The sequence below is a fragment of the Neptuniibacter sp. QD48_55 genome, from assembly GCF_047778115.1.
Lineage (GTDB): Bacteria > Pseudomonadota > Gammaproteobacteria > Pseudomonadales > Balneatricaceae > Neptuniibacter.
The window spans coordinates 1,412,320-1,432,307 of the sequence record NZ_CP180555.1 but is presented as its reverse complement, the minus strand read 5'-3'; the positions used below and the strand labels follow the sequence as shown (position 1 = coordinate 1,432,307).

19 protein-coding genes are annotated in these 19,988 nt (G+C 42.8%); 10 read left to right on the top strand and 9 right to left on the bottom strand.

Translation table 11 applies throughout. The features are described from left to right. The first annotated feature begins 80 nt into the window (after nucleotides 1-80). The 4 genes from ACMXYW_RS06555 (at nucleotide 81) to ACMXYW_RS06540 (ending at nucleotide 2,817) form a co-directional block, all read left to right on the top strand. Complete coding sequence (locus ACMXYW_RS06555; protein WP_415905646.1) at nucleotides 81-1,022, top strand: GTP-binding protein; 942 nt, start codon at nucleotides 81-83, stop codon at nucleotides 1,020-1,022. Between the two features lie 128 nt (nucleotides 1,023-1,150). Then, nucleotides 1,151-1,723, top strand: coding sequence for an O-methyltransferase (locus ACMXYW_RS06550; protein ID WP_415905645.1), 573 nt, complete (start codon nucleotides 1,151-1,153; stop codon nucleotides 1,721-1,723). 34 nt (nucleotides 1,724-1,757) lie between these two features. Continuing rightward, nucleotides 1,758-2,096, top strand: coding sequence for a hypothetical protein (locus tag ACMXYW_RS06545; RefSeq protein WP_415905644.1), 339 nt, complete (start codon nucleotides 1,758-1,760; stop codon nucleotides 2,094-2,096). A 184-nt stretch (nucleotides 2,097-2,280) separates the two neighbouring features. Then, nucleotides 2,281-2,817, top strand: coding sequence for a porin family protein (locus ACMXYW_RS06540; RefSeq protein WP_415905643.1), 537 nt, complete (start codon nucleotides 2,281-2,283; stop codon nucleotides 2,815-2,817). Between the two features lie 103 nt (nucleotides 2,818-2,920). Here the strand turns inward: ACMXYW_RS06540 and ACMXYW_RS06535 are convergent, their stop codons facing one another. Together ACMXYW_RS06535 and ACMXYW_RS06530 are read right to left on the bottom strand one after the other, a co-directional pair. Beyond that, on the bottom strand, nucleotides 2,921-3,559 hold the full coding sequence (locus tag ACMXYW_RS06535; RefSeq protein ID WP_415905877.1) for a substrate-binding periplasmic protein: 639 nt from the start codon (nucleotides 3,557-3,559) through the stop codon (nucleotides 2,921-2,923). Nucleotides 3,560-3,928: 369 nt separating this feature from the next. Next, on the bottom strand, nucleotides 3,929-4,348 hold the full coding sequence (locus ACMXYW_RS06530; protein WP_415905642.1) for a hypothetical protein: 420 nt from the start codon (nucleotides 4,346-4,348) through the stop codon (nucleotides 3,929-3,931). A gap of 247 nt (nucleotides 4,349-4,595) precedes the next feature. On the opposite strand from ACMXYW_RS06530, the gene ACMXYW_RS06525 reads away from it, so the two are divergent. Next, nucleotides 4,596-5,498 (top strand): LysR family transcriptional regulator, encoded by a 903-nt coding sequence (locus ACMXYW_RS06525; protein ID WP_415905641.1) that lies wholly within the window; start codon nucleotides 4,596-4,598, stop codon nucleotides 5,496-5,498. Nucleotides 5,499-5,536: 38 nt separating this feature from the next. After that, on the top strand, nucleotides 5,537-5,983 hold the full coding sequence (locus tag ACMXYW_RS06520; RefSeq protein ID WP_415905640.1) for a hypothetical protein: 447 nt from the start codon (nucleotides 5,537-5,539) through the stop codon (nucleotides 5,981-5,983). A gap of 58 nt (nucleotides 5,984-6,041) precedes the next feature. Here ACMXYW_RS06520 and ACMXYW_RS06515 read toward each other — a convergent pair whose 3' ends face one another. Together ACMXYW_RS06515 and rapA are read right to left on the bottom strand one after the other, a co-directional pair. Continuing rightward, nucleotides 6,042-7,637, bottom strand: coding sequence for a methyl-accepting chemotaxis protein (locus ACMXYW_RS06515; protein WP_415905639.1), 1,596 nt, complete (start codon nucleotides 7,635-7,637; stop codon nucleotides 6,042-6,044). Nucleotides 7,638-7,894: 257 nt separating this feature from the next. Continuing rightward, nucleotides 7,895-10,768 carry an RNA polymerase-associated protein RapA gene (rapA, locus tag ACMXYW_RS06510; RefSeq protein WP_415905638.1) on the bottom strand — a complete coding sequence of 958 codons (2,874 nt, stop codon included), beginning with the start codon at nucleotides 10,766-10,768 and terminating at the stop codon, nucleotides 7,895-7,897. 145 nt (nucleotides 10,769-10,913) lie between these two features. Here rapA and ACMXYW_RS06505 point away from each other — a divergent pair, with 145 nt between their 5' ends. Further along, complete coding sequence (locus ACMXYW_RS06505) at nucleotides 10,914-11,408, top strand: NlpC/P60 family protein (RefSeq protein ID WP_415905637.1); 495 nt, start codon at nucleotides 10,914-10,916, stop codon at nucleotides 11,406-11,408. A gap of 3 nt (nucleotides 11,409-11,411) precedes the next feature. Here the strand turns inward: ACMXYW_RS06505 and ACMXYW_RS06500 are convergent, their stop codons facing one another. Next, complete coding sequence (locus ACMXYW_RS06500) at nucleotides 11,412-12,041, bottom strand: glycine-rich domain-containing protein (protein WP_415905636.1); 630 nt, start codon at nucleotides 12,039-12,041, stop codon at nucleotides 11,412-11,414. 197 nt (nucleotides 12,042-12,238) lie between these two features. Here ACMXYW_RS06500 and ACMXYW_RS06495 point away from each other — a divergent pair, with 197 nt between their 5' ends. Next, a complete protein-coding gene (locus ACMXYW_RS06495; RefSeq protein WP_415894066.1) occupies nucleotides 12,239-12,442 on the top strand; it encodes a hypothetical protein in 204 nt (67 codons plus the stop codon). A 23-nt stretch (nucleotides 12,443-12,465) separates the two neighbouring features. Here ACMXYW_RS06495 and lhgO read toward each other — a convergent pair whose 3' ends face one another. From lhgO to ACMXYW_RS06480, 3 genes are all read right to left on the bottom strand, one after another. Further along, nucleotides 12,466-13,662, bottom strand: a complete 1,197-nt coding sequence (lhgO, locus tag ACMXYW_RS06490; RefSeq protein WP_415905876.1) for an L-2-hydroxyglutarate oxidase — start codon at nucleotides 13,660-13,662, stop codon at nucleotides 12,466-12,468. Nucleotides 13,663-13,721: 59 nt separating this feature from the next. Beyond that, on the bottom strand, nucleotides 13,722-15,860 hold the full coding sequence (locus ACMXYW_RS06485; protein ID WP_415898531.1) for a TRAP transporter permease: 2,139 nt from the start codon (nucleotides 15,858-15,860) through the stop codon (nucleotides 13,722-13,724). A gap of 206 nt (nucleotides 15,861-16,066) precedes the next feature. Further along, complete coding sequence (locus tag ACMXYW_RS06480) at nucleotides 16,067-17,095, bottom strand: TAXI family TRAP transporter solute-binding subunit (RefSeq protein ID WP_415898532.1); 1,029 nt, start codon at nucleotides 17,093-17,095, stop codon at nucleotides 16,067-16,069. Between the two features lie 509 nt (nucleotides 17,096-17,604). Here ACMXYW_RS06480 and ACMXYW_RS06475 point away from each other — a divergent pair. Both ACMXYW_RS06475 and ACMXYW_RS06470 read left to right on the top strand, forming a co-directional pair. Continuing rightward, nucleotides 17,605-18,252 carry a hypothetical protein gene (locus ACMXYW_RS06475; RefSeq protein ID WP_415905635.1) on the top strand — a complete coding sequence of 216 codons (648 nt, stop codon included), beginning with the start codon at nucleotides 17,605-17,607 and terminating at the stop codon, nucleotides 18,250-18,252. A gap of 251 nt (nucleotides 18,253-18,503) precedes the next feature. Then, a complete protein-coding gene (locus ACMXYW_RS06470; protein ID WP_415905634.1) occupies nucleotides 18,504-19,436 on the top strand; it encodes a hypothetical protein in 933 nt (310 codons plus the stop codon). Nucleotides 19,437-19,500: 64 nt separating this feature from the next. On the opposite strand, the gene ACMXYW_RS06465 is transcribed toward ACMXYW_RS06470, so the two are convergent. Further along, on the bottom strand, nucleotides 19,501-19,887 hold the full coding sequence (locus tag ACMXYW_RS06465) for a hypothetical protein (protein ID WP_415905633.1): 387 nt from the start codon (nucleotides 19,885-19,887) through the stop codon (nucleotides 19,501-19,503). Between the last annotated feature and the right edge of the window lie 101 nt (nucleotides 19,888-19,988).

Here is a 19,988-nt window from a genome sequence, read left to right as displayed (position 1 = left end):
ATTTTCAACCACTAAGACCAAACTCTTTTTCCAAGTTCCTTGATCTTATGAGTACCAGCCTAAGAAGGGGTGTTCCCTATATGAGGGACAAAAAGATTATTTTCTTTGGTGCCGTCGGTGCCGGTAAGACAACAGCAATAAACACCATAAGCGAAGGCAAATGTATTAACACTGAAGCAAATGCTTCTGATAGCACATCAATACAAAAAAAAACCACTACTGTAGCGATGGACTACGGTTATGTTACCTCATCTACCAATCAACGCATTCATTGTTACGGAACGCCTGGGCAAGAACGCTTCCAATTTATGTGGGAGATAATAACTTCCAACTTGGCATCAGATTATTCAGGCGAAATTTTATTCCTCGATAACAACCGTAAATATCCTCAACACGACCTTCACTTTTACACCAAAAAGTTTCGCCATCTTATAGATGATAAACCTTTGATTATTGCGGTAACTAAGTCTGACATAAAACCAAATCCATCAATCTCTGAATATAGAGGTTGGCTGCATGAGCTTGGTATTCAAGCACCCATTTATTTTATTGATGCCCGAAAAAAAGAAGATATTCTGTTTTTGTTAGAGGAACTACTCCCTGATCAAGCTCAAGTTATTAATGAGATGAATAGTGTTTCTGTGATTGAAGATGAGTTAAACCTAGACGAAGTTATCCAATACTCTGAACATAAAGTTGAGTTTTCAGATAAAGTACTGAACAAAATTTCACATCTAGAAGGTGTGGTAGGCATTGCATTGATAACCTCAGAGGGTAAATTAGGTCATTCAACGCTAGATACGGAATTCCTTATTGAGTTATTAGAATTTTTAACCTCTTCCCCGTCGACTTTAGAAGATCAAAATAAAAGCGATCATGTACTTAGCATTGAGCTCGCATTAGAAGAAAACTATCACTTTGTAATCAACTTCTTCGACGATGTTGTACTAGCTACTCTGTGCACTAAACACCTTACAATTGCGGCATTGAAACAACAGATAGAAAACATAATTCAGTGGTAAAGGCTTGTATATTAAGCGTTATAACACAACATAAAATTTCTATTCGCTTCACTGCAGTTATTTGTATTAATGCTCGTACAAAGTTAAAAAGGGGTTTAATGAAACAATAATGACAAGGGATACTAAAGATGGATCTTGAAATACTTTTAAACGACCTTGAACAACTAGGGATCAAACACGATGAAGTCCAATCCAAGCGGTCTAAAAAGTATCTTAATATCACGCGGGACACAGGTGAATTTTTAGCTGTTTTAATCAAAGCAACTAACGCCAAAACCGTACTTGAAATCGGTACGTCTAATGGCTATTCAACACTTTGGTTAGCCTCTTCCCTTCCAGATGACGGCCATGTTTTTACTATTGAAAATAACAGCTGCAAGATCGATGAAGCCTCAGAAAATTTCCGTAAGGCTGGACTAGATTCAAAGATTACCCAACTCGATGGTGACGTTGTAGATCTACTAGCTGAGCTTCCTCAGAACATTGACTTTATTTTCCTGGATGCAGATAGAAGCCAATATCTAGCAATAGCAGAACAACTTTTCAGTCTTTTGAGAGAAGGCGGATTACTTGTTTGTGACAATGCGGTTTCTCATAAAGAAGAGCTAGAAGGGTTTAATGCTTGGATCGCCAACCAATCAAATTTGAGCACCTCTTTAGTCCCTGTTGGGAAAGGTGAATTGCTTGTTTATAAAGCCTGATTAACCAGATCGCTAAGCTGAATTATCCGGCCGCATGAAACTAACAAAAGGTACAATTACTATTTTGGTTCTGGCTGCTCTATCTATCAGCCTATTTAGCTTTATGCTTTTTTTCAGAGCATTTGCATACGCAGATATGTATATTGCGCCAAACGATCCTTACGGCATATCCGATATAATCGAACTATTGTTGGGGTTTCTGTTTCTCCTTTTATCAATATTCTCTGGCGTCGTAGCCTTGGTACTTTTATTTAAAGGCGTAAAGCAATCCAAACTAGCAGCTTGCGGATTGATTGGGCTGCATCTCGTTTTGTATTCAACTTACGGTTTTCTTCATTCTCAAGCAGCTCTGCTTAGTTCATATCCGCAATAAATCTGCACACTACTTACACAACCAGTTTAAATAAAACTGTACTTTAAGCCTGCCGTTTAAAAGAAGCCTACCCCATTAATTACAGTATTATCGATCTCCTATAGTAATTTAATTTATAGACCTGTAGCTTACGCCCCCAAATGCATTAACACTCTTATAAACAACTATTTAAGGAACAAATGTTGTGAAAAAGACACTACTAGCTACAGCACTTATCTCTGGAATTTTCTCACAAGCTGCAATGGCAGATTCTAATTTCTATCTAGGTGGTGGCGTAGGTAAAACTAGCGTTGATTACGTAGAAGTTACTGGCGCAACAGTTACTGACGATTCAGACACTAGCTGGAAAATTTTTGGCGGATACAACTTCAACAAAAATTTTGCAGTTGAATTTGCTTATCAAGATTTAGGTGAAAACTCAGCTGATGTGCTAAACGTACCAGTCAAGATTGAAGGTGACGCTTACTCTGTAGCACTATTAGGTAAACTACCAGTAGGTGAAAAAGCCGAATTTTTTGCAAAGCTAGGTTATGCACACATTGATGCCGATGCGGATATTAATAACCTAGCATCGGTATCAGAAGATGACTCTGATGTTCTTTACGGCCTTGGCGCTAACTACTCAGTAACTGAAAAAGTTGATCTGCGTTTAGAATGGGAGCGCATGGATTTTGAAGATGAAGTAGACACTGTTTCTCTAGGTGTAATCTACAATTTCTAATACCTAAATAGCTATTCATAGGTTAAAAGCCTAGGCTAAAAAAGCCACCCGATCAGGTGGCTTTTTATTTATTCGAATCAGATTATTAGTTCTGTATCCACCCTTATCTTTTCAAACTATTCATATAAGGGGCCAATAGTTCATCCAGTCGACCCGACGCTTCCATTAAAGCCAATTCTTGATCAATCAATAGTTTCAATTTCATGCCTATTGGGTTGTTCTTCGTAAACATCATCTGATATTTCCTCTTATTACTACCAAGAGGTGCATAACCCAAATCAGGATCATTCATAGCGTTAGTCGCTCCAATAATGGTCAGGCCTGACAGGATTTCCAAACCTGAATAAAAGTTGTCGACCCTGCCAGCATGAAGTTTTCGTACCAAAGCATCCTGAGTTTTTGATCCACTATCGGTTCTACTTAAATCTACGCCAGCTTTTTCTAATGCGCCGGTACCATAGCCATGAATTAGTCCCATTTTGTATTTTTCAGTTAAGTCCAAAAAAGCTTGCTTCTCTGAACTTGTATCAATATCGAGACCGTTAGGATGATTTTTCTTAGACCAAAAGTAATACCTAGTTGTTGTGTAATATGGTCGACTCAATAAGTACTTTTTAGCCCGTTCTGAACTAAGCCCTGCGCTCAAGAGCATCTGGAACTTACTACCTTTCTCTACTTCAACTAAGCATCGCTTCCAAGGAGGTAATTTGATCGTAAATTTAATACTGTGCTTATCAAAAATTTCTTTTATTACATCAACTGAATATCCAATTATCTTCTCCGACTTGTTCCCATTTTAACGCTCGAAGTATGTAAATGGAGGCCACTCAGATCCGTCATCACATATACTTATCGTTTCCCCGGTTAAACCGTGAGCATGTAAAGCCCCTCCTGAGCACATACAAAAAACCATAAGTACGCATCCACGATATATACGGCCCATTTCTGCAGTCATCATCAAACCTCCAACAACAGAACTCGTAGTAACGAAACTTATATCTTCTAAAACTTAGGTAATCTAGACTGAAAATGCCACCTGATTAGGTGGCATTTTTATTTAATCGAATCAGATACGTACTCTAAAATCTCAACGGAGTAGCACTAGCTTCATTTATTCTTTAGCAGATGACTCACCATGCATTGGCAATACAAAGCACAACACTCCTAAGAAGATATAATCCAGCATCTGGTTTACAGCGGACCATTCTTGCAAAATATAATGCCCTACCAATAAGCTCAGCATAAATCCAAACCAACCGTACATGGTGTAAGCTTTGAATCTAGGCACCAACAAGGCTAAACCTAAGCCCACTTCGATATACTGAATACAGCTTAGATACATATCGATCAGGATTGCAGGCAGTTGAATGCGCAGATCCCCTTGGAATAAGCCTGAGTAGTAATTAACAAAACCACCGTCGCTAAAAAATTTACTAGTGCCAGCCGTTATCAAGATAATGGCCATGGTAATGCGGACTATGCGCTCAGCATCTCTCAATCTTATCGGATTGATTAGAATCTCTTTGGACATGTTTATTCTCGTTTAAATTGATAAGCAAAGATGAGAAGTTACCCACCTTAAATTTCATCAGATTTCAGCCAGTCCTAGCTTTGCTGTTTTGGTTTTACTATTCCGTTAGCGATTGTGTCCTCATAAGTACAACAAATCGAAAGAGCTGAACTGTTAAGCTTGAAGTATGCTCACAATATAATGTATTTACTATACATTTATTTATTGATAGATTGTTTCACTTTCATTAACAATCGAGATAAGCCTCATGGATCGTATTACCTGTATGCAGGTATTCACTGTAGTGGTCAAAGAGAAAGGCTTTTCAGCTGCAGCACGAAAACTTGGTATTTCTAAAGTGCAGGTAAGCAATTACATTGCGCAACTAGAAACTGAACTTGGGGTTAGATTATTAAACCGCACGACCCGGCAGGTAAGCCTAACGACAACAGGCTTTGCCTACCTTGAGCCCTGTAACAATTTGCTAGAAGGCTTTAACAACCTCCATCATTCTGTAAAAGAGCTGCATCAAACACCTCAAGGGCAGCTTAAGATTACAGCGCCTAGTACGTTTGCAGAAATTCACTTAACACCTGTATTGAGTATCTTTAAAGAAAAGTACCCCAAAGTGCAGATAGACCTGCAGCTTAATGATCGTTATGTGGATTTAATTGATGAAGCCTACGACTTAGCAATCCGGATTGGTAAACCTCAAGATTCCTCTCTAATTGCTAAACCAATCGGCACTATACATAGCTATCTTTGCGCTAGCCCTGATTACTTAAAACAGCATTCTGAGATCAAAACATTAAGCGATCTACACAACCATCAGTTAATCGCAGACACAAATTATCGTTCAGGAAAAGTTTGGCAATTTAGGCATAAAGAAGATGGGCAATGCCAATCTTTCGAGGTAAAAGCAGGCCTCAATATCAACAGCGCTCAAGCGGTTAGAGCCTTGGTAATAAACGGTCAAGGAATCAGCTTATGTCCTGATTTTGCGGTTAAATCCCATATCGAAACGGGAGCTATCAAGCATCTCTTGCCGGAGTGGCAAGCTCCGACGATGGAGATTTCAGCTATCTATCCAAGCAGACAACATGTATCCGCCAAAGTCCGCTTGTTTATTGATGAGTTTTCCACGTACTACCAAGAACAAACAAAACTATAGCCATTCTTTTCTACATCACGCAAACAAGAATTTTTATTATGAAACCGTTAGCAATCCTAATTACATTTTTACTTTCAGTGGTTTCAGCCGCTATCCATGCTGAAGAAATTATGAGCAAAGAAGATGAGGCCAAAACAAAACGCTATTTAGAGATGATTTCGGTTTATCTCAATATAGAAACGCTGCCGATAGTCATAACTGCATGCGGGAATTTAGACTCTGAACTTGGAAAGGTTTTATCAACAAAACTAAATCAGTATAAACAAAAACACAGCTCCACTTACGAAGAGATAAAATCAATCATCGCTAACCCTGAAAATGTTGACTGGCTGACTGATGAAACACGAGAGAACGCTAAGAGTTTTGATCAATTTCTAGCGCAACAGAAGAAGGAAATGACCGAAGAATACCTGGTAAGAGAGATTCCAGATAAGCGAGAGTTTAAGTTTTTATGTAATCTGATACCTGCTGCATTTGAGTTATAACAAAATAAAATGCCACCTCAAGGGTGGCATTTTTTACTCTCTTTAATGCTTGTTCAGATCAAAGCTGGAACTTCATCACCAACTGGTTAAGTTCGTGCGCTTCTCTTCTTATCTGGTCAGTTGCTTCTACTACACGATCTGTATCACGCTTAGTTTGGCCTGCAATATCCGAGATATTCACCACACGATGATCGATATCTGCTGCTACAGAGGACTGCTCTTCTGCCGCTGTCGAGATCATTGTATTCATTGAAGAGATTGTATTGGCAGAAGCAATAATCTGCTCCAATACCGCTGCTGCAGAGTTTGCAAGCTCGCTGCTACGATCAGCAAGATCTGTACTTACGCCCATTGAAGATACTGCAGACTGAGCTTTGCTTTGCAAACGCTCGATGATCTGTTGAATCTCTTGTGTCGATTGCTGAGTACGCTGCGCAAGCGTACGAACTTCATCCGCTACAACTGCAAAGCCACGGCCCTGATCACCAGCACGTGCAGCCTCGATTGCCGCATTCAGAGCCAATAGGTTTGTTTGCTCCGCGATATCGTTGATTACAGAAGTCACATTACCCACGGCAAGTGTTTCAGCTTCCAGTTCTTTAATAGCCGATGCTGTTTTGTTCAACATCTCAAGCATCTCTTGCGCTTGATGACCCGATTGACCTACCACATCACCACCGCTCTTGGCGTGGGTATCAGTCTCTTGCGCCGCTTGCTCTGCTTCTACCGCATTGTTTGCAACTTCCTGTACTGTTGCGCTCATCTCGGTCATTGCCGCTGCAACCAGCTCGATATCTTCGTATTGTCGGCTTACACCGTTACTAGCCTCTGAGGTCGCTTCAACAACATTGGTAACATGACGTTCAGTATTTCTGGCAACTGTTTGAACGGTTTTCAGTAGATCACCCACATGATCCAACATGTGGTTGTAAGCGCTGAACATCTGGCCAATTTCATTATCGGTATGAGAGATCTCAAAACGATGAGAAAAATTACCCTGACCTACTTCAGTCATGCGTGCATTAAGGCGAGTAATATTATTCATCAGCATGCTCAAACCAAAGATTCGCCCAAACACCACTAAGATTAAAATACTCACTACGCATACAAACGCGATTAACAGCTGATTCATACTGGTTTCACTTGCTTGTTGCGTGAGCATGCCAACCGCTTTGTTCATCTCTTTTAGAATCACCGGCGACTGCTTTGTGATTTCAGCCAGTGTGGTATCACTTGGCTGCTTCACATGACTGTTGATCAGTGTTTTATAACTGCCCCACAGGCTTTCAACGTGTTTCATCTGCTCAACGATTGCCGGATCGGTGATCGGGTTCATACCCAATGCCTTATCACCCATCATGATCGTTTTGTGAGATGACTCGAATAGCTCCATTGTTTTACGCAACGTTGTTTGCTGTTCAACATTTGCTGCAACCAGTAGCGCTTCTTTTGCGATTTTCTGACTCAACATGCGTTGACGACCTGCCATATCAATGGTCTGAGGGTTAATCGACATGCTGAAGTAAAGGCTAATACCCGATGACGCCGCCAGTATAAATACTAACGAGTAGGACAAGGTAAATTGACTGTTAAGTGTTTTAAAACCGCAGGCTCGTAAAATCGTATCGATTAAATTTGCTAGGGAACGGAACATAGCTCACTCCTTGGCTAGTGGAGAAATATATTGAATAAACTGGCTAATAACTAAGGCCTGAGAAATAAGCAGACCGAACTCCCGCCCTAGTTTCCTTAGATTGCCTAGTTGTGAGGCGCCATTGTATGCAATGGTGTATGCGATTTACTTGTTTAAGATCAAGTAATTGTGGGAACGTGCGTTGCAGATGCAAAAAAGCCCCAAAACATGACTACTTTAGGGCTTTTTAAGAGAATGCTAACACGAGCTTCTAGCGATCACTCATGTGTCACTACGGCGATACGAATTGAGTCCATCTTCAATGAAGCACCATCAACAGCAGCTAGCAGGTCTTCTTCGCGAATGGTCAGCGCTTCTAGTTCTTCATCACGGATATTTGGGTTCACCTTAGCTAAGGCTTTTAAACGATCCAACTCAGTTTCCATTTGCTCAGCAATCGATGCTTTGGCTTGTGCTAACAGATCCTTTTCTGTCTGCTCAACCTGTGCTTCTAACTTAGTTACAAGCTCTGTGATCTCATCACGAGTGTGTTTTACTAAATTGTAAGCAACGTTCTTACCTACACGCTTACCCAAGGTAGCGAAGTGCTGTTCGGTAATAACACCCGTTAGATCGTTGCCATTGCTATCGATCACTCGACGAACACAAGCATCTGGAAGGTAACGCTGCAGTTGCAGAGAACGATCAGAAATTGAATGGATGCGGAAGACTGCTTCAATCAACAAGCTACCCGCTTTCAGTGGTAACAGCTTCATTGTACATAGTGTTGAGCTACCGTAGCTCCCCTCTAGCATCATCTCCATACCGCCAGACACCATAGGGTGCTCCCAGCTTAGGAAATGCATATCTTCACGAGACAGTGCTTCGTTACGCTGGAAGGTAGCTGTCATGCCATCACTAGGTAAACCTGGGAAATGGCTATTCAGCATATGATCGCCCGGATGAAGGATCACACCATTAATGCCAGTTGTTTCTTGCTCTACACCAAAGTGATCAAAGATACGGCCCATAAAGGAAGCCAGCTTGCCTGGCTGGCTATCTTCTTCAACCGCATCTAACAACTCTTCAGCCATATCAGCGTTGCAGGAGTTCAACTCTAGTAAACGATCACGGCCTTCCTGCAATTCAGCTAACAACGCTGATTGAGTTTGAGCCGTTTCATCGATGAGTGAATCAACAGCAGTCTGATCTAACGGGTTTTCCATGCACTCATGTAACTGCGCGGCATATTGCTGCAACAATGACTGACCGGTTGGGCAAACCTGCTCAAACGCACCTAGGCCTTCTGCGTACCAACGTAGCAGCACCGATTGCGCACTACCTGCGAAATAAGGCACATGTATATTTACATCTTGAAGCTGACCGATACGGTCAAGACGACCAATACGCTGCTCAAGAAGATCTGGATTCATTGGTAGATCGAACATCACCATGTGGTGTGTAAACTGGAAGTTACGCCCTTCACTGCCGATCTCCGAACAGATCAGCAGCTGAGCACCCTGCTCAGAATCAGCAAAGTACGCCGCAGCGCGGTCACGTTCAACCAGGCTCATGCCTTCGTGAAACAGTGCTGTGCGCTTACCTTCAAATAGACGTAGCTGCTTCTCTAGAGTAATAGCTGTTTGCGCGTGCGCACAAATCACTAGAACCTTTTCACCTTTGTAATCGTCCAACCATTTGATCAACCAGTCAGCTCGGTTGTCTTCCAACAACCAAGCTGAACCTTCACCATTACCGATCAAAGATTCTGGGTGTAGCTGACGCTCCATTGGTGCATCAGAAATTACTTCTTTATATGCGTCCGGTAGCGGTAGTTCGTAGCTGTGTAACTTACGTTCAGGGAAGCCTTGTACACTTTCACGGGTATTACGGAAAAGTACTCGGCCTGTACCGTGCTGATCTAACAGAGTGCGTACGGTTTTCTCAATTAACTGTTCGCGTTCTTCAGAATCATCATCTTTGTGAATTTCCAGCTGATCAGCCATCTCATCGCCGAGATACTGGTGTAATAACGCAGTAAAGGCTTCATCTTTCAACGCTTCATCCCAACCGTCTGGATTCTGTAGCGTTTCGATCAACTGGTTAACGCATTTGAAAGCCTGCTCTTCTTCGATGAATTTTTGCAGATCGTAATAACGGTCTGGATCGAGTAAGCGTAAACGCGCAAAGTGGCTCTCGATACCCAGCTGCTCAGGCGTTGCAGTCAAAAGCAGTAGGCCTTTTACATGCTGAGCAAGACTCTCAATGCAGGTATAAGCGTGACTCGCGCCCTCTTCGCTCCAACCTAGGTGGTGAGCTTCGTCCACCACCATAAGATCCCAACCCGCTTCTACAGCTTGTTCAAGGTGCTTCTCATGCTGAGTAAACAAAGACAATGGGCTTAATACCAATTGAGCCGACTCGAATGGATTACCTTCACTTTCAGCGCAACGGCCTTCATCCATAATAGAAAAATGCAGGTTAAAACGACGCAACATTTCCACCAGCCACTGGTGAATCAAGCTATCAGGTACAACCACCAGCACTCGACTCGCTAGACCAGAAACAAGCTGCTGATGCAGAATCAGACCCGCTTCAATGGTTTTACCCAAACCTACTTCATCGGCTAGCAATACGCGTGGTGCAGTACGCTTACCCACTTCAGAAGCGATATAGAACTGGTGCGGTAAATACTGAACACGAGGACCAATCAAACCGTAAGCAGCAGAGTTCTGGTGCTGATGTTGTAGCTTTAAAGTTTCTTGACGAAGTTCATAGTGACGAAGCTTGTCGATCTGGCCAGCAAACAAGCGCTCATAAGGTTTGCTGAAATGAACCGCACTTTCTAACGACGCTTCATGAATAATCTGCTCGTTACCTTCGGCATCATCACCAAAATAGATAACACAGCCTTTACTTTCTTGATGTTCAGTAACAGTGATAGACAGACCATCATCATCGGAAATCTGGTCACCAATCGGATAAACAATACGGCTTAATGGAGCATTGCTTTGCGCGTAGGTGCGCTCTTCACCAATGGCAGGGAAAAAAATCGTTACACTGCGATTAACCAATTCAGTGACTACACCTAAACCTAACTCAGCTTCTGTATAGCTGTACCAACGTTGGCCGACCTGAAAATCTTCTGTCATGAACTCTTCGCTTACTAAGGGCTGGAAAAATAGCTGGGCATAATAGGCAGTTACAGCCCGAAAGCCAAACGGTTTTAAGCTTTTGTAAATTTTAGTTGGCGTTATACTGTTCGCAACCCTGATCTATGCGAAAAGAAGGTGAAATTTGAAGAAATTTTATACTCCTATCGTTCTTATACTAACCGGTGTTGTTTTAAGCGGCTGCTCAAGTACGTTAAAACAGTCGTCTGCTCCAACTCTATCTCTGCAGGCGCAATCACCTGTGAGCCAAGCTTTACTTGATCAATATAATAGTTGGGTAGGAACGCCCTATCGTCTTGGTGGAAACACTAGATCAGGTATCGATTGTTCTGCATTTACCCAAGTTACTTTCCGAGATCAGTTTGGTGTAGATATTCCACGTACGACGCGGGATCAACTGGGCAGTGGTTCCAACATCGCTAAAGGTCAGTTAAAGGCGGGAGATTTAGTCTTCTTCCAAACAGGCTATAAACAAAGGCATGTGGGGATCTATGTTCAAGAAGGCCAATTCTTACATGCTTCTACCAGTAAAGGGGTGATCATCAGCCGATTGGATAACCCGTACTGGCAGAAACACTATTGGACTGCGCGAAGACCTAAAGGCATTGATGTGCGGTAGCGATTAATCGCCGCCGCAACCTCCTCCGCAGCCGGAGTCGCCACCAGAACTACATCCGCCACCTCCGCAGCCGATATGGCTGGCGCAGTAGCCATCGTTTTCACGACCTTTGCAATTTAACTGGTAGGTAAAGCCATCCTCAATTTTTAGTTCAGCATCAATCGCAAACAAAAGAGGTAAACGTGTCGGTGCCTTAGAGTCAATCCCCTCGCGTAAACAAGAATATTTCCAAGCCCGTTTAATCCCTTCTTGCGCTTGGGTTGGTTTTTTCATCGCTTCTGCGGGGGTGTGATGTAGGAATCTCCCAAACGCTCTTGAACAGAACAACTCATAATCACGGGTAAACAGAATAAACTCATGCCATACCACATCCACTGCCTGCGATGGCATAGCTATGGCTCTGTTTTTTGCTGCTAGGCTGATCAAAAAGAATTCTCTTAGCCCTTCCATTACCTTGTCACAATCAGCATCAGAAAGGTGTGGATAGCGCTTTCTTAGTTCTACTGTTAAGCGCTCAGGGAAGACATAACTCTCGATCAGTTCTCGGCGTTGCTTCTTGACCTTTCGTTGTCGCAATTGCCAATACAATATCAAGAGAAAAACAGAGATAAACGATAATGCTATAAAGCTCATTTCACATCCTTGCTTATTGGTTTACAGAAAAGACCAATTAACTGAAACACTAGCATGACACTCATCAAATAGTCGAAAAATCAGTAAATTAAGAATTTTTCTGATAACAAAACCTACAATTAGCGACTAGGCTGCATACAAAAATATAAGAACTATAACTACGGTGGGAAATACGGATGGATCATTGTAAGGATTGCATGAAAACTATCATTGCAACGGATGGCAACCCTAGCCAAGAGCAATTAGAGAAACTAGGTAAGCCAGATGCGAAAAAGTGGTGTGAGATCTGTAAGGATCTGATGATCGCTCACTATAAACTTCGTGAAGAGTGCGAAAACCAAGCTGAACACTTTGGCTACCGTCATCAGAAAAGTACGGGCTTCACACGCTTCGACGTATAAAGCCCGTTGTAGTCAAAAAAGCTTTATTTCTCTACTAACACACTCACCTGTTCAACAATATGCTGACCAATCGGTATAGCAGAAGTTGCAGCTGGCGAAGGCGCGTTACATACCGCTAACGCCCTGCTCGTATTCATAAACAAGAAGTCATCGATAACATCCCCGCTTTTAGAAACCGCCTGAGCACGAATACCCGCTGGGTACTCTTTCATATCATCTAGCGTCAATGACGGACAGTATTTCTGAACCAGCTTTAAATATCCCGGTTTCGAAATTGAGTTTTTCAACTCCGTCATACTTGCCTTAAAGTGCTTGAATAGCAGCTTGATCATCCCCGGATAGGTCAGCATCTCGAAGCTATCTTTCAAACTGATATCCGTCTTTTTGTAACCTTCACGTTTGAACGCTAATACGGCGTTAGGACCGACTGTTACCGTACCATCGATCATACGAGTCAGATGTACGCCCAAGAACGGCAGGTCAGGATCTGGGATCGGGTAGATTAGATGATTAACTATCTGATTGTGTTGCTCATCTAACAGATAATATTCACCACGGAATGGAATGATACGGAAGTCAGGTTCTAACCCCATCATCTCAACAATACGATCAGACTGGAGCCCCGAACAGCTCACTAAAAAGCGTCCTTGGAAACGCTCATTTTCAGCAAAAACAGTCACGCGATCCGCGAACTCTTCGATACCTGTAACGCGAGTATTAAAGCGAACTTCACCACCTGCCTGCTCAACCAGTTCACCCATCTTACTGGAGATCTGTGTGTAACAGACAATACCTGTAGAAGGCACAAAGATGGCACCTACACCGGTAATATTAGGTTCACGCTCACGTAGTTGCGCTTGGTCTAACACCTCAATCTCGATGCCATTTTCAGTACAGCGACCAACAAGGGCCTGCATGCGCTCTAGCTCTTTCTGGTTTGTAGCAACTAAAAGCTTGCCGCACTCATCAAACGGAATATCGTGTTCACGACAAAACGCTTTAGTAGCTACGTTACCTTCTTTACAGAAACGTGCTTTCAAGCTGCCCGGCTTGTAATAAACACCGGCGTGAATCACACCCGAATTATGACCCGTTTGATGCTGAGCCGCGCTGGACTCTTTTTCTATCACCAAGACCGATTTGCCTGGATACTTTTTCTGTAATTGCCACGCAGTCGACATCCCTAGAATACCGCCACCGATGACAATGAAATCATATATTTTTTTATCTGAAGTCAGGCTCACACCTAATATCCTTAAGTCAGTACTCGAAGGCTGTGCTATGCAGCACTACCTTCTGAATCAGCAAAACGACGGCTATACATAAAGATCACAGCGAACAACGCCGCAGCAACCAAATTAATCAGCACTTCACCGTGCGGCCAAAGCAGAGCAACTGCCAGAGCGCCACAGATTATACGCAGAACAATATTCAACTTCCCTTCTAAATAGCCTTCCATAAAGCCAACAAAGGCATACAAGCCGAAGACAGCGAAGATAAAGATGCTAAACACCTCCATCGCTGTACCACCAATAAAGTTGGTATAAGCAAATAGAAGCGGCACGATATACAAACCTTTCGCTACCTTCCAAGCAGTAAAGCCTGTTGCCATTGGCGGTGTTTTTGCGATAGCAGCTGCAGCAAACGCCGTTAAGCAAACCGGTGGCGTAACGTTAGAGTCTTGTGACAACCAGAAGATAATCATGTGCGCTGACAGTAGAATCATCGCCAACACTTCCGGTGCCATCGCCTGCTCTAGCAGCTGACCTTTGAAATCTGCAGGTACTAGATCTAACAATGCCTTAGCATCTACTTCGCTCATAGGGGCCGACAATAATGCGACCTTCTCCATATCCACCAACATAAAGATGGTTTTAGCTGCCTCAGGCAATGTGCCCTCAACGATCATATCCAACAGTCGGCTTTCAGCCATCAAACCATAAAGCGCTGGCGCAGAAAGCGTTGCCAATACGATATAAGCCGCCGTAACCGGTAAGCCCATACCTAAGATAAGCGATGCTAAAGCAACCAATACCAAGGTGATAAACAAGCTACCGCTCGCCCAGTCAGTCACCATCAGTGAGAAGGTATTACCGATACCGGTCATCGCAACCACATTCACAACCAAGCCTACTGAGATCAGAAGCATTGCAGTGGTCGCCATGTTTTTTGAACCTTGCGCTAAAGCATCCAAAATTGCTTTAGGCCCCATTGGGTTCTTGGATAACCAAGATGAAACAATCACCGAGATAATCGACAAGCCGGCAGCATAGGTTGGCGTGAAGCCATAGATAAGCAGTGCGACTAGAACAACCAAAGGAAGCAGGAAGTGCCAGCCCTCTTTAAATACTTCACCAATCGGGCGTGTATCTAACTCAACCGCATGAGCGTGGCTACGTTTTGCTTCAACACGAACGAAGAAGCCTACAGATAGGAAATACAACAACGCAGGAAGTGCAGCAATGGCAATGATATCCAGATAAGAGATCTGAGTGTAAGACGCCATGATAAACGCACCCGCACCCATAACCGGAGGCATTAACTGCCCACCCGTGGATGCTGCAGCCTCAACCCCGGCCGAGAACCTTGCAGGGAAACCCGCCTTTCTCATAAGAGGGATAGTGATTACACCCGTAGATACCGTATTTGCTACAGAAGAACCTGATACAGACCCCATTAGGCCAGAACCCAATACCGCTACGAAGCCAGGGCCACCAACAAATCGGCCTGCTGCACAGCGGGATAGATCAATAATAAAATCACCTGCACCGGACTTAACGAGGAAAGCTCCGAACAGGATAAACATAAATACATAGGTCCAGGAGATACGTGCGATCTGACCGAACATACCTTCTGAAGAGAAATAAGATCGATATAGAAGAGTCTCAAGGCTTAATCCGGCAAAGCCGAAAATACCATCGATATACTTACCCCACCAAAACACATAAGTCAGCGCAGCCAGGATCAAACAAGGGATAAACCACCCTGTTGTTCTTCGCGCCATTTCTAAGGCAATAAAGATTGCGCATACAGAGAATACCCAATCCCACTGGGCAAACTTCACACCTCGGTCATAAAGCGCATCTTCAAAACCGATAAGGTAAAGCGCACAGACAATAGCGGCGATGCCTAACAAAACATCTAACACTAAACCAAGCTTCTGCTTAGCCTCGCTACCACCTTTGAACATCGGTACCATCAAACCACACATCAGCGCAAAACCGCCGAAGTGGATGGCAGAGACATAAAGCTCTGACCAAGTACCCAGAGTATTGAAGTAGATATGAGCTATGGCGAACATTACGCCAATCCAATAAACCGCTCGCCCTGTTAGCGACTGTTCTGGACGCTGTGCTAACTCAAGCCCTTTTAATTTTTCACTGACTTCTTGGTCGGTAACAGACGTTTCTGTAGCCATGCTTTCTGATCGCTCACGCTGATACTACGGCCAGCCGATTCCCTTCCGAGCTCGGATGACCATGATCGTAATATAGGAATTAGGGTGGTGCAGATCTCAGTCTCGCTGGTAACTGAGTCTGCACCGGGTCGAACCTAAAAGCTGGGAACTAAACTAAATGACCACACCGTCAACGTTTAGTTCCTCTGAAGAGTCTTCTCTTCAGCTTATTTCGCCATTAGGTGCTCAGGTATGTTGATACCTTTTTCTTTGTAGTAACGCGCTGCACCTGGGTGAAGTGGTACAGGAAGACCAGCAATCGCCTTTTCTAGTGCCATCGCTTTAGTCGCTTTATGAATACCGTTTAGGAACGGTAGGTTTTCATAAACAGTTTTAGTTAGTAGGTATACATCTTCTTCGGAGATATCATCACGTACCGCTAGGAAGTTAGGCTGCGCCATTGTGTTGATAGCTTTAGTTTGACCAGGGTAAGTGTTCGCTGGAATCTCATAACGAGTCCAAAGCTGGTAGCCACCGTTCGCTTCTTTGATCTGCTCATCAGTAAAGTTAAGAACAGTAATATCGCTACCTAGTGCAGCATACGCACGTGTAATCGCAGATGTTGGAACACCAGATGGGATGTTCATACCCTCGATTGTACCGTTCTGAAGCGCATCAGCAGATGCACCGTAACCCATGTGCGCTAGGTTAAAGCCATCAACGTTAACATCTAGATTGCCAAGAATTGTTCGACCAGAACCTTCTGTACCGGAGTTCTTCTTACCAATTGAGAATTTTTTGCCTTCGAAAGCAGTAATATCAGAAATAGTACCTGTTTTAGCTAGGTCACTTTTAACCACAAACTGCTCAACGTTCTGCCATAGCATAGTTACAGAACGAAGGTTTTTGTTAGCGCCAGTCTCTTTTAAACGCCCTTCACCATTCCAAGCCCACGCGCCGTAAAGGCCTTGTAGGATCGCAAACTGAGCTTCGTTTTCGCCCAACAGTTTAACGTTCTCACCCGAACCTGCTGAGTTGATCGCAGACATAGAAATTTTGTGTTTTGGCTCTAGCTTAACTTTAGTTAGTGTCGCCAACGCTACACCTACTGGGTAGTAAGTACCGCCAGTAGACGCTGTAGCCAAAATGTAAGAGCGCTTGTCATCAGCCTGTGCTAGACCTGCAGCGCCCATAGCTGTACTCATTGCTAGGGCTACGCCCATACCTTTAATAAAAGTGCGTTTTGTTATTGTCATCCTCTTACCCTTCTCCAGTTTGAGGTTTTTTATAAAGTTTTGAGTTACACCCCTTCTGTATAGCAATGGCTATGCCAGAAAACAAAAATAACAATTAACCATTTAAAAACAGCCAGTTATAAACGCACCACAAAAACCCCTTATCCCAATAGGCAAAATATTGCTTATCCAAAATCAACTAATAAGCAAAATTACGCTCAAAAATTCGATTTAATCAGCAGTTCTCGATGAGAATTCAGAGATCAGTTGGCGAAGCTGTTGATATAAAGAATGATTAAACGTCAGAAAGTATTTTTCGACCTCCAAGCAAGACTAAAGGCTAATAAGCATCTACCGGCAAAATTCAGTATCCGTAAAAGTAGGCAAAAAATTGCTTATCTAGCGGGGGAATCGAATCTTAAGGCATATTCAATGCAGAAAAAGACCACTTTTCCCATAGAGATAACGGAACTTATCAGGGAAAATGGTATCTTTGATAAATGACCTAACTAGACGCTAAGGCAATACTGATGACCCTGACTACAGGCAGCATCGGCCAACATCAAACATCGGTTGGCACGACTCAGAATACCGCTGAAACAGCTTCGACAACTACATCGGCAACCGAACAAGAAAGTAGCACGGCCTCAACACAGCCAAGTAACCTTTCGGACCGGGCGCAGAAGATTCAAAAACTGAATGAAGAATTTTTCAGCGGCGGTCCAAGAAGCGTCAAAATCACACCTGCGTTTATCCAACGCCTGAATGAATATGGTTTTCTAAACGACAGTGAAGCATCACGTTACCTAAGTAACCAGCAAAGCTTAGGTACTGCGCAGGACGACACTGTCGGTCAGTTAAGTGACTTTATTGATGATTTCAACAGTAAACTGCGTGAAGAATCTAGCGAGAACAGCTTGGTAGCAACGCTGGATAAAGCGAAAAAAGTCTTAGACAACCTGGGTAATACCAACAGTAATTCTGCACTAGATATTAAAACGATCTCAGCGGAACTTACGCAATACCTAATTTCTGATGACGCTAAAACACTCAGCGAAGAAGACAAAGACCATCTTTCACAGCTTCAGATGGTCTTGGGCATCGCTGATAATCTTCAACCTGACAACCTATCTCGATCAAAACTAAACGATTACGTCAGAATTCTTAATGGGTTTTAAGTCAGTAATTGCTTCATCCTACTATAAGCAGAGAAACCAAGAGCAGTGATGGCTGTTTTTTCTTTGCTTCAAACAACCCATTTCGAAACTCAGTTCCTTCTTTTGGTTAATTCTTTCTAATTGAAATCTCCTATACCATCAGCGCCACTGCAACAAAACTGTAACAATTGCTTTTTTCTAATAGATTATTCCAATCAATTTTGTCAAAATACGCTCATTCGTATTACAAATAGCAAATTTGAGGCGCTGCATTGCTTAGTAAGTTTTTGTCTAACTTTTCTACCTCAACGCTAAGGAAAGCAGAGCAAGAACTGTCGAATATATTTTTAATTTTTCTGCTACTTCTAATCGGTTTAGGACTTCCCGCCCATGCTAATCAGGTTAGCCAGATTAAAACAATCGCACCTCAATCTTCATACGATGTAAGTCATCATTACTTTACGACCCTTTTACAGAATATTCTGGAAAGCACTGCTGCCGAATATGGTCCAAGTCAGGTTGTATACTCTTCTCAAATGGAACAAGGACGTGCCCTTTATGAGCTAACGAAAGGCTCGAAGTTAGACGTTTACTGGGCTGGAACGTCTATCTCACGTGAAAGAACACTTATACCGATTCGTATCCCTTTACTTAAAGGCCTATTAGGCTTTAGAGCCAGTATTATTCGCGCAGAGGATGAGGAAAAATTCAAAGCAATTACCAGCCTTGAACAGCTACAGGAACTAACAGCTTGCCAGGGTGCTCATTGGCCTGATTCAGACATTTTAGAAAATGCAGGTATGGCTGTACGTCGAAATCCGGTATACGAACACATGTTTGCCGAACTCGCTGAAGGCCGTTGCGACTTCTTTCCACGTGGCATTCACGAAGGCGGTGGTGAAGTTGCTGCTAGATTGGCAATCTATCCAAACTTAAAATTGTTCACAGATTTTGTTATCTATTATCCATTTCCAATGTACTTCTTTGTGAGCTCAAAAAATCCAGAACTCGCAGAACGTATTAGCAAAGGTTTAGAAGCAAATATAGATTCGGGGTCTTTAGATCAGCACCTTCAAAACCACCCAGTAACATCACGTTTATTTCCTATGAAGCAATGGAAAGACAAACAAATCTTCGTTTTGGATAACCCGCTGTTACCCCGCAATACACCAACAGAAAATAATAGATATTGGATAACACCGTAGTGTATTAGGCAGTTAGGACCATCAAATCTTGTTCCCCCTACAGCCTAACTCTCTCTATCTTTACTTATTGCTTATCAGAACCTCTAACAAATATTCGTTCAGAACCACTCTCATCCCAATAAAAGGCGTAACCTTTAGTAAAATTCCACTCAGCAATAAGCTTCACCTCTGCCCCCTCTTGAGTCCATTTCAAATCAGCTAAATGCAACATAGGTAAAGGGATCTCACCTAAATCATTATTTTGCTGATCTACAATTTTTATAAACCCAGGTTTATCTGAGGACGATCCGGGCATCATCGGGGTAAAAGATCGATAAGTGTTGTAACTTACGATCGCTGTATATCTTCCAGATGGATCTTGCTGGGTGTAATAGACAGTTCTTGATGTGAAGAATAGAAAACTGACCACCGCTGTTGTCACAAGTAGCAATAAAGCAATTTTTGATTTCATGATGGGTAAATCCTTTTTATCTTATCCATTGCCTTAATACAGCGAACCTTGATGAACAATCGCCTTAGCACCTTTACAAAAAACGGGCGACTGCTCAACAC

Excerpts from the sequence above, each read along its gene's own strand:
- ACMXYW_RS06555 (WP_415905646.1), top strand. The coding sequence starts at position 81 with ATGAGGGACAAAAAGATTATTTTCTTTGGTGCCGTCGGTGCCGGTAAG.
- ACMXYW_RS06550 (WP_415905645.1), top strand. The coding sequence starts at position 1,151 with ATGGATCTTGAAATACTTTTAAACGACCTTGAACAACTAGGGATCAAA.
- ACMXYW_RS06545 (WP_415905644.1), top strand. The coding sequence starts at position 1,758 with ATGAAACTAACAAAAGGTACAATTACTATTTTGGTTCTGGCTGCTCTA.
- ACMXYW_RS06530 (WP_415905642.1), bottom strand. The coding sequence starts at position 4,348 with ATGTCCAAAGAGATTCTAATCAATCCGATAAGATTGAGAGATGCTGAG.
- ACMXYW_RS06525 (WP_415905641.1), top strand. The coding sequence starts at position 4,596 with ATGGATCGTATTACCTGTATGCAGGTATTCACTGTAGTGGTCAAAGAG.
- ACMXYW_RS06520 (WP_415905640.1), top strand. The coding sequence starts at position 5,537 with ATGAAACCGTTAGCAATCCTAATTACATTTTTACTTTCAGTGGTTTCA.
- ACMXYW_RS06515 (WP_415905639.1), bottom strand. The coding sequence starts at position 7,637 with ATGTTCCGTTCCCTAGCAAATTTAATCGATACGATTTTACGAGCCTGC.
- rapA (WP_415905638.1), bottom strand. The coding sequence starts at position 10,768 with ATGACAGAAGATTTTCAGGTCGGCCAACGTTGGTACAGCTATACAGAA.
- ACMXYW_RS06500 (WP_415905636.1), bottom strand. The coding sequence starts at position 12,041 with ATGAGCTTTATAGCATTATCGTTTATCTCTGTTTTTCTCTTGATATTG.
- ACMXYW_RS06495 (WP_415894066.1), top strand. The coding sequence starts at position 12,239 with ATGAAAACTATCATTGCAACGGATGGCAACCCTAGCCAAGAGCAATTA.
- ACMXYW_RS06485 (WP_415898531.1), bottom strand. The coding sequence starts at position 15,860 with ATGGCTACAGAAACGTCTGTTACCGACCAAGAAGTCAGTGAAAAATTA.
- ACMXYW_RS06480 (WP_415898532.1), bottom strand. The coding sequence starts at position 17,095 with ATGACAATAACAAAACGCACTTTTATTAAAGGTATGGGCGTAGCCCTA.
- ACMXYW_RS06475 (WP_415905635.1), top strand. The coding sequence starts at position 17,605 with ATGACCCTGACTACAGGCAGCATCGGCCAACATCAAACATCGGTTGGC.
- ACMXYW_RS06465 (WP_415905633.1), bottom strand. The coding sequence starts at position 19,887 with ATGAAATCAAAAATTGCTTTATTGCTACTTGTGACAACAGCGGTGGTC.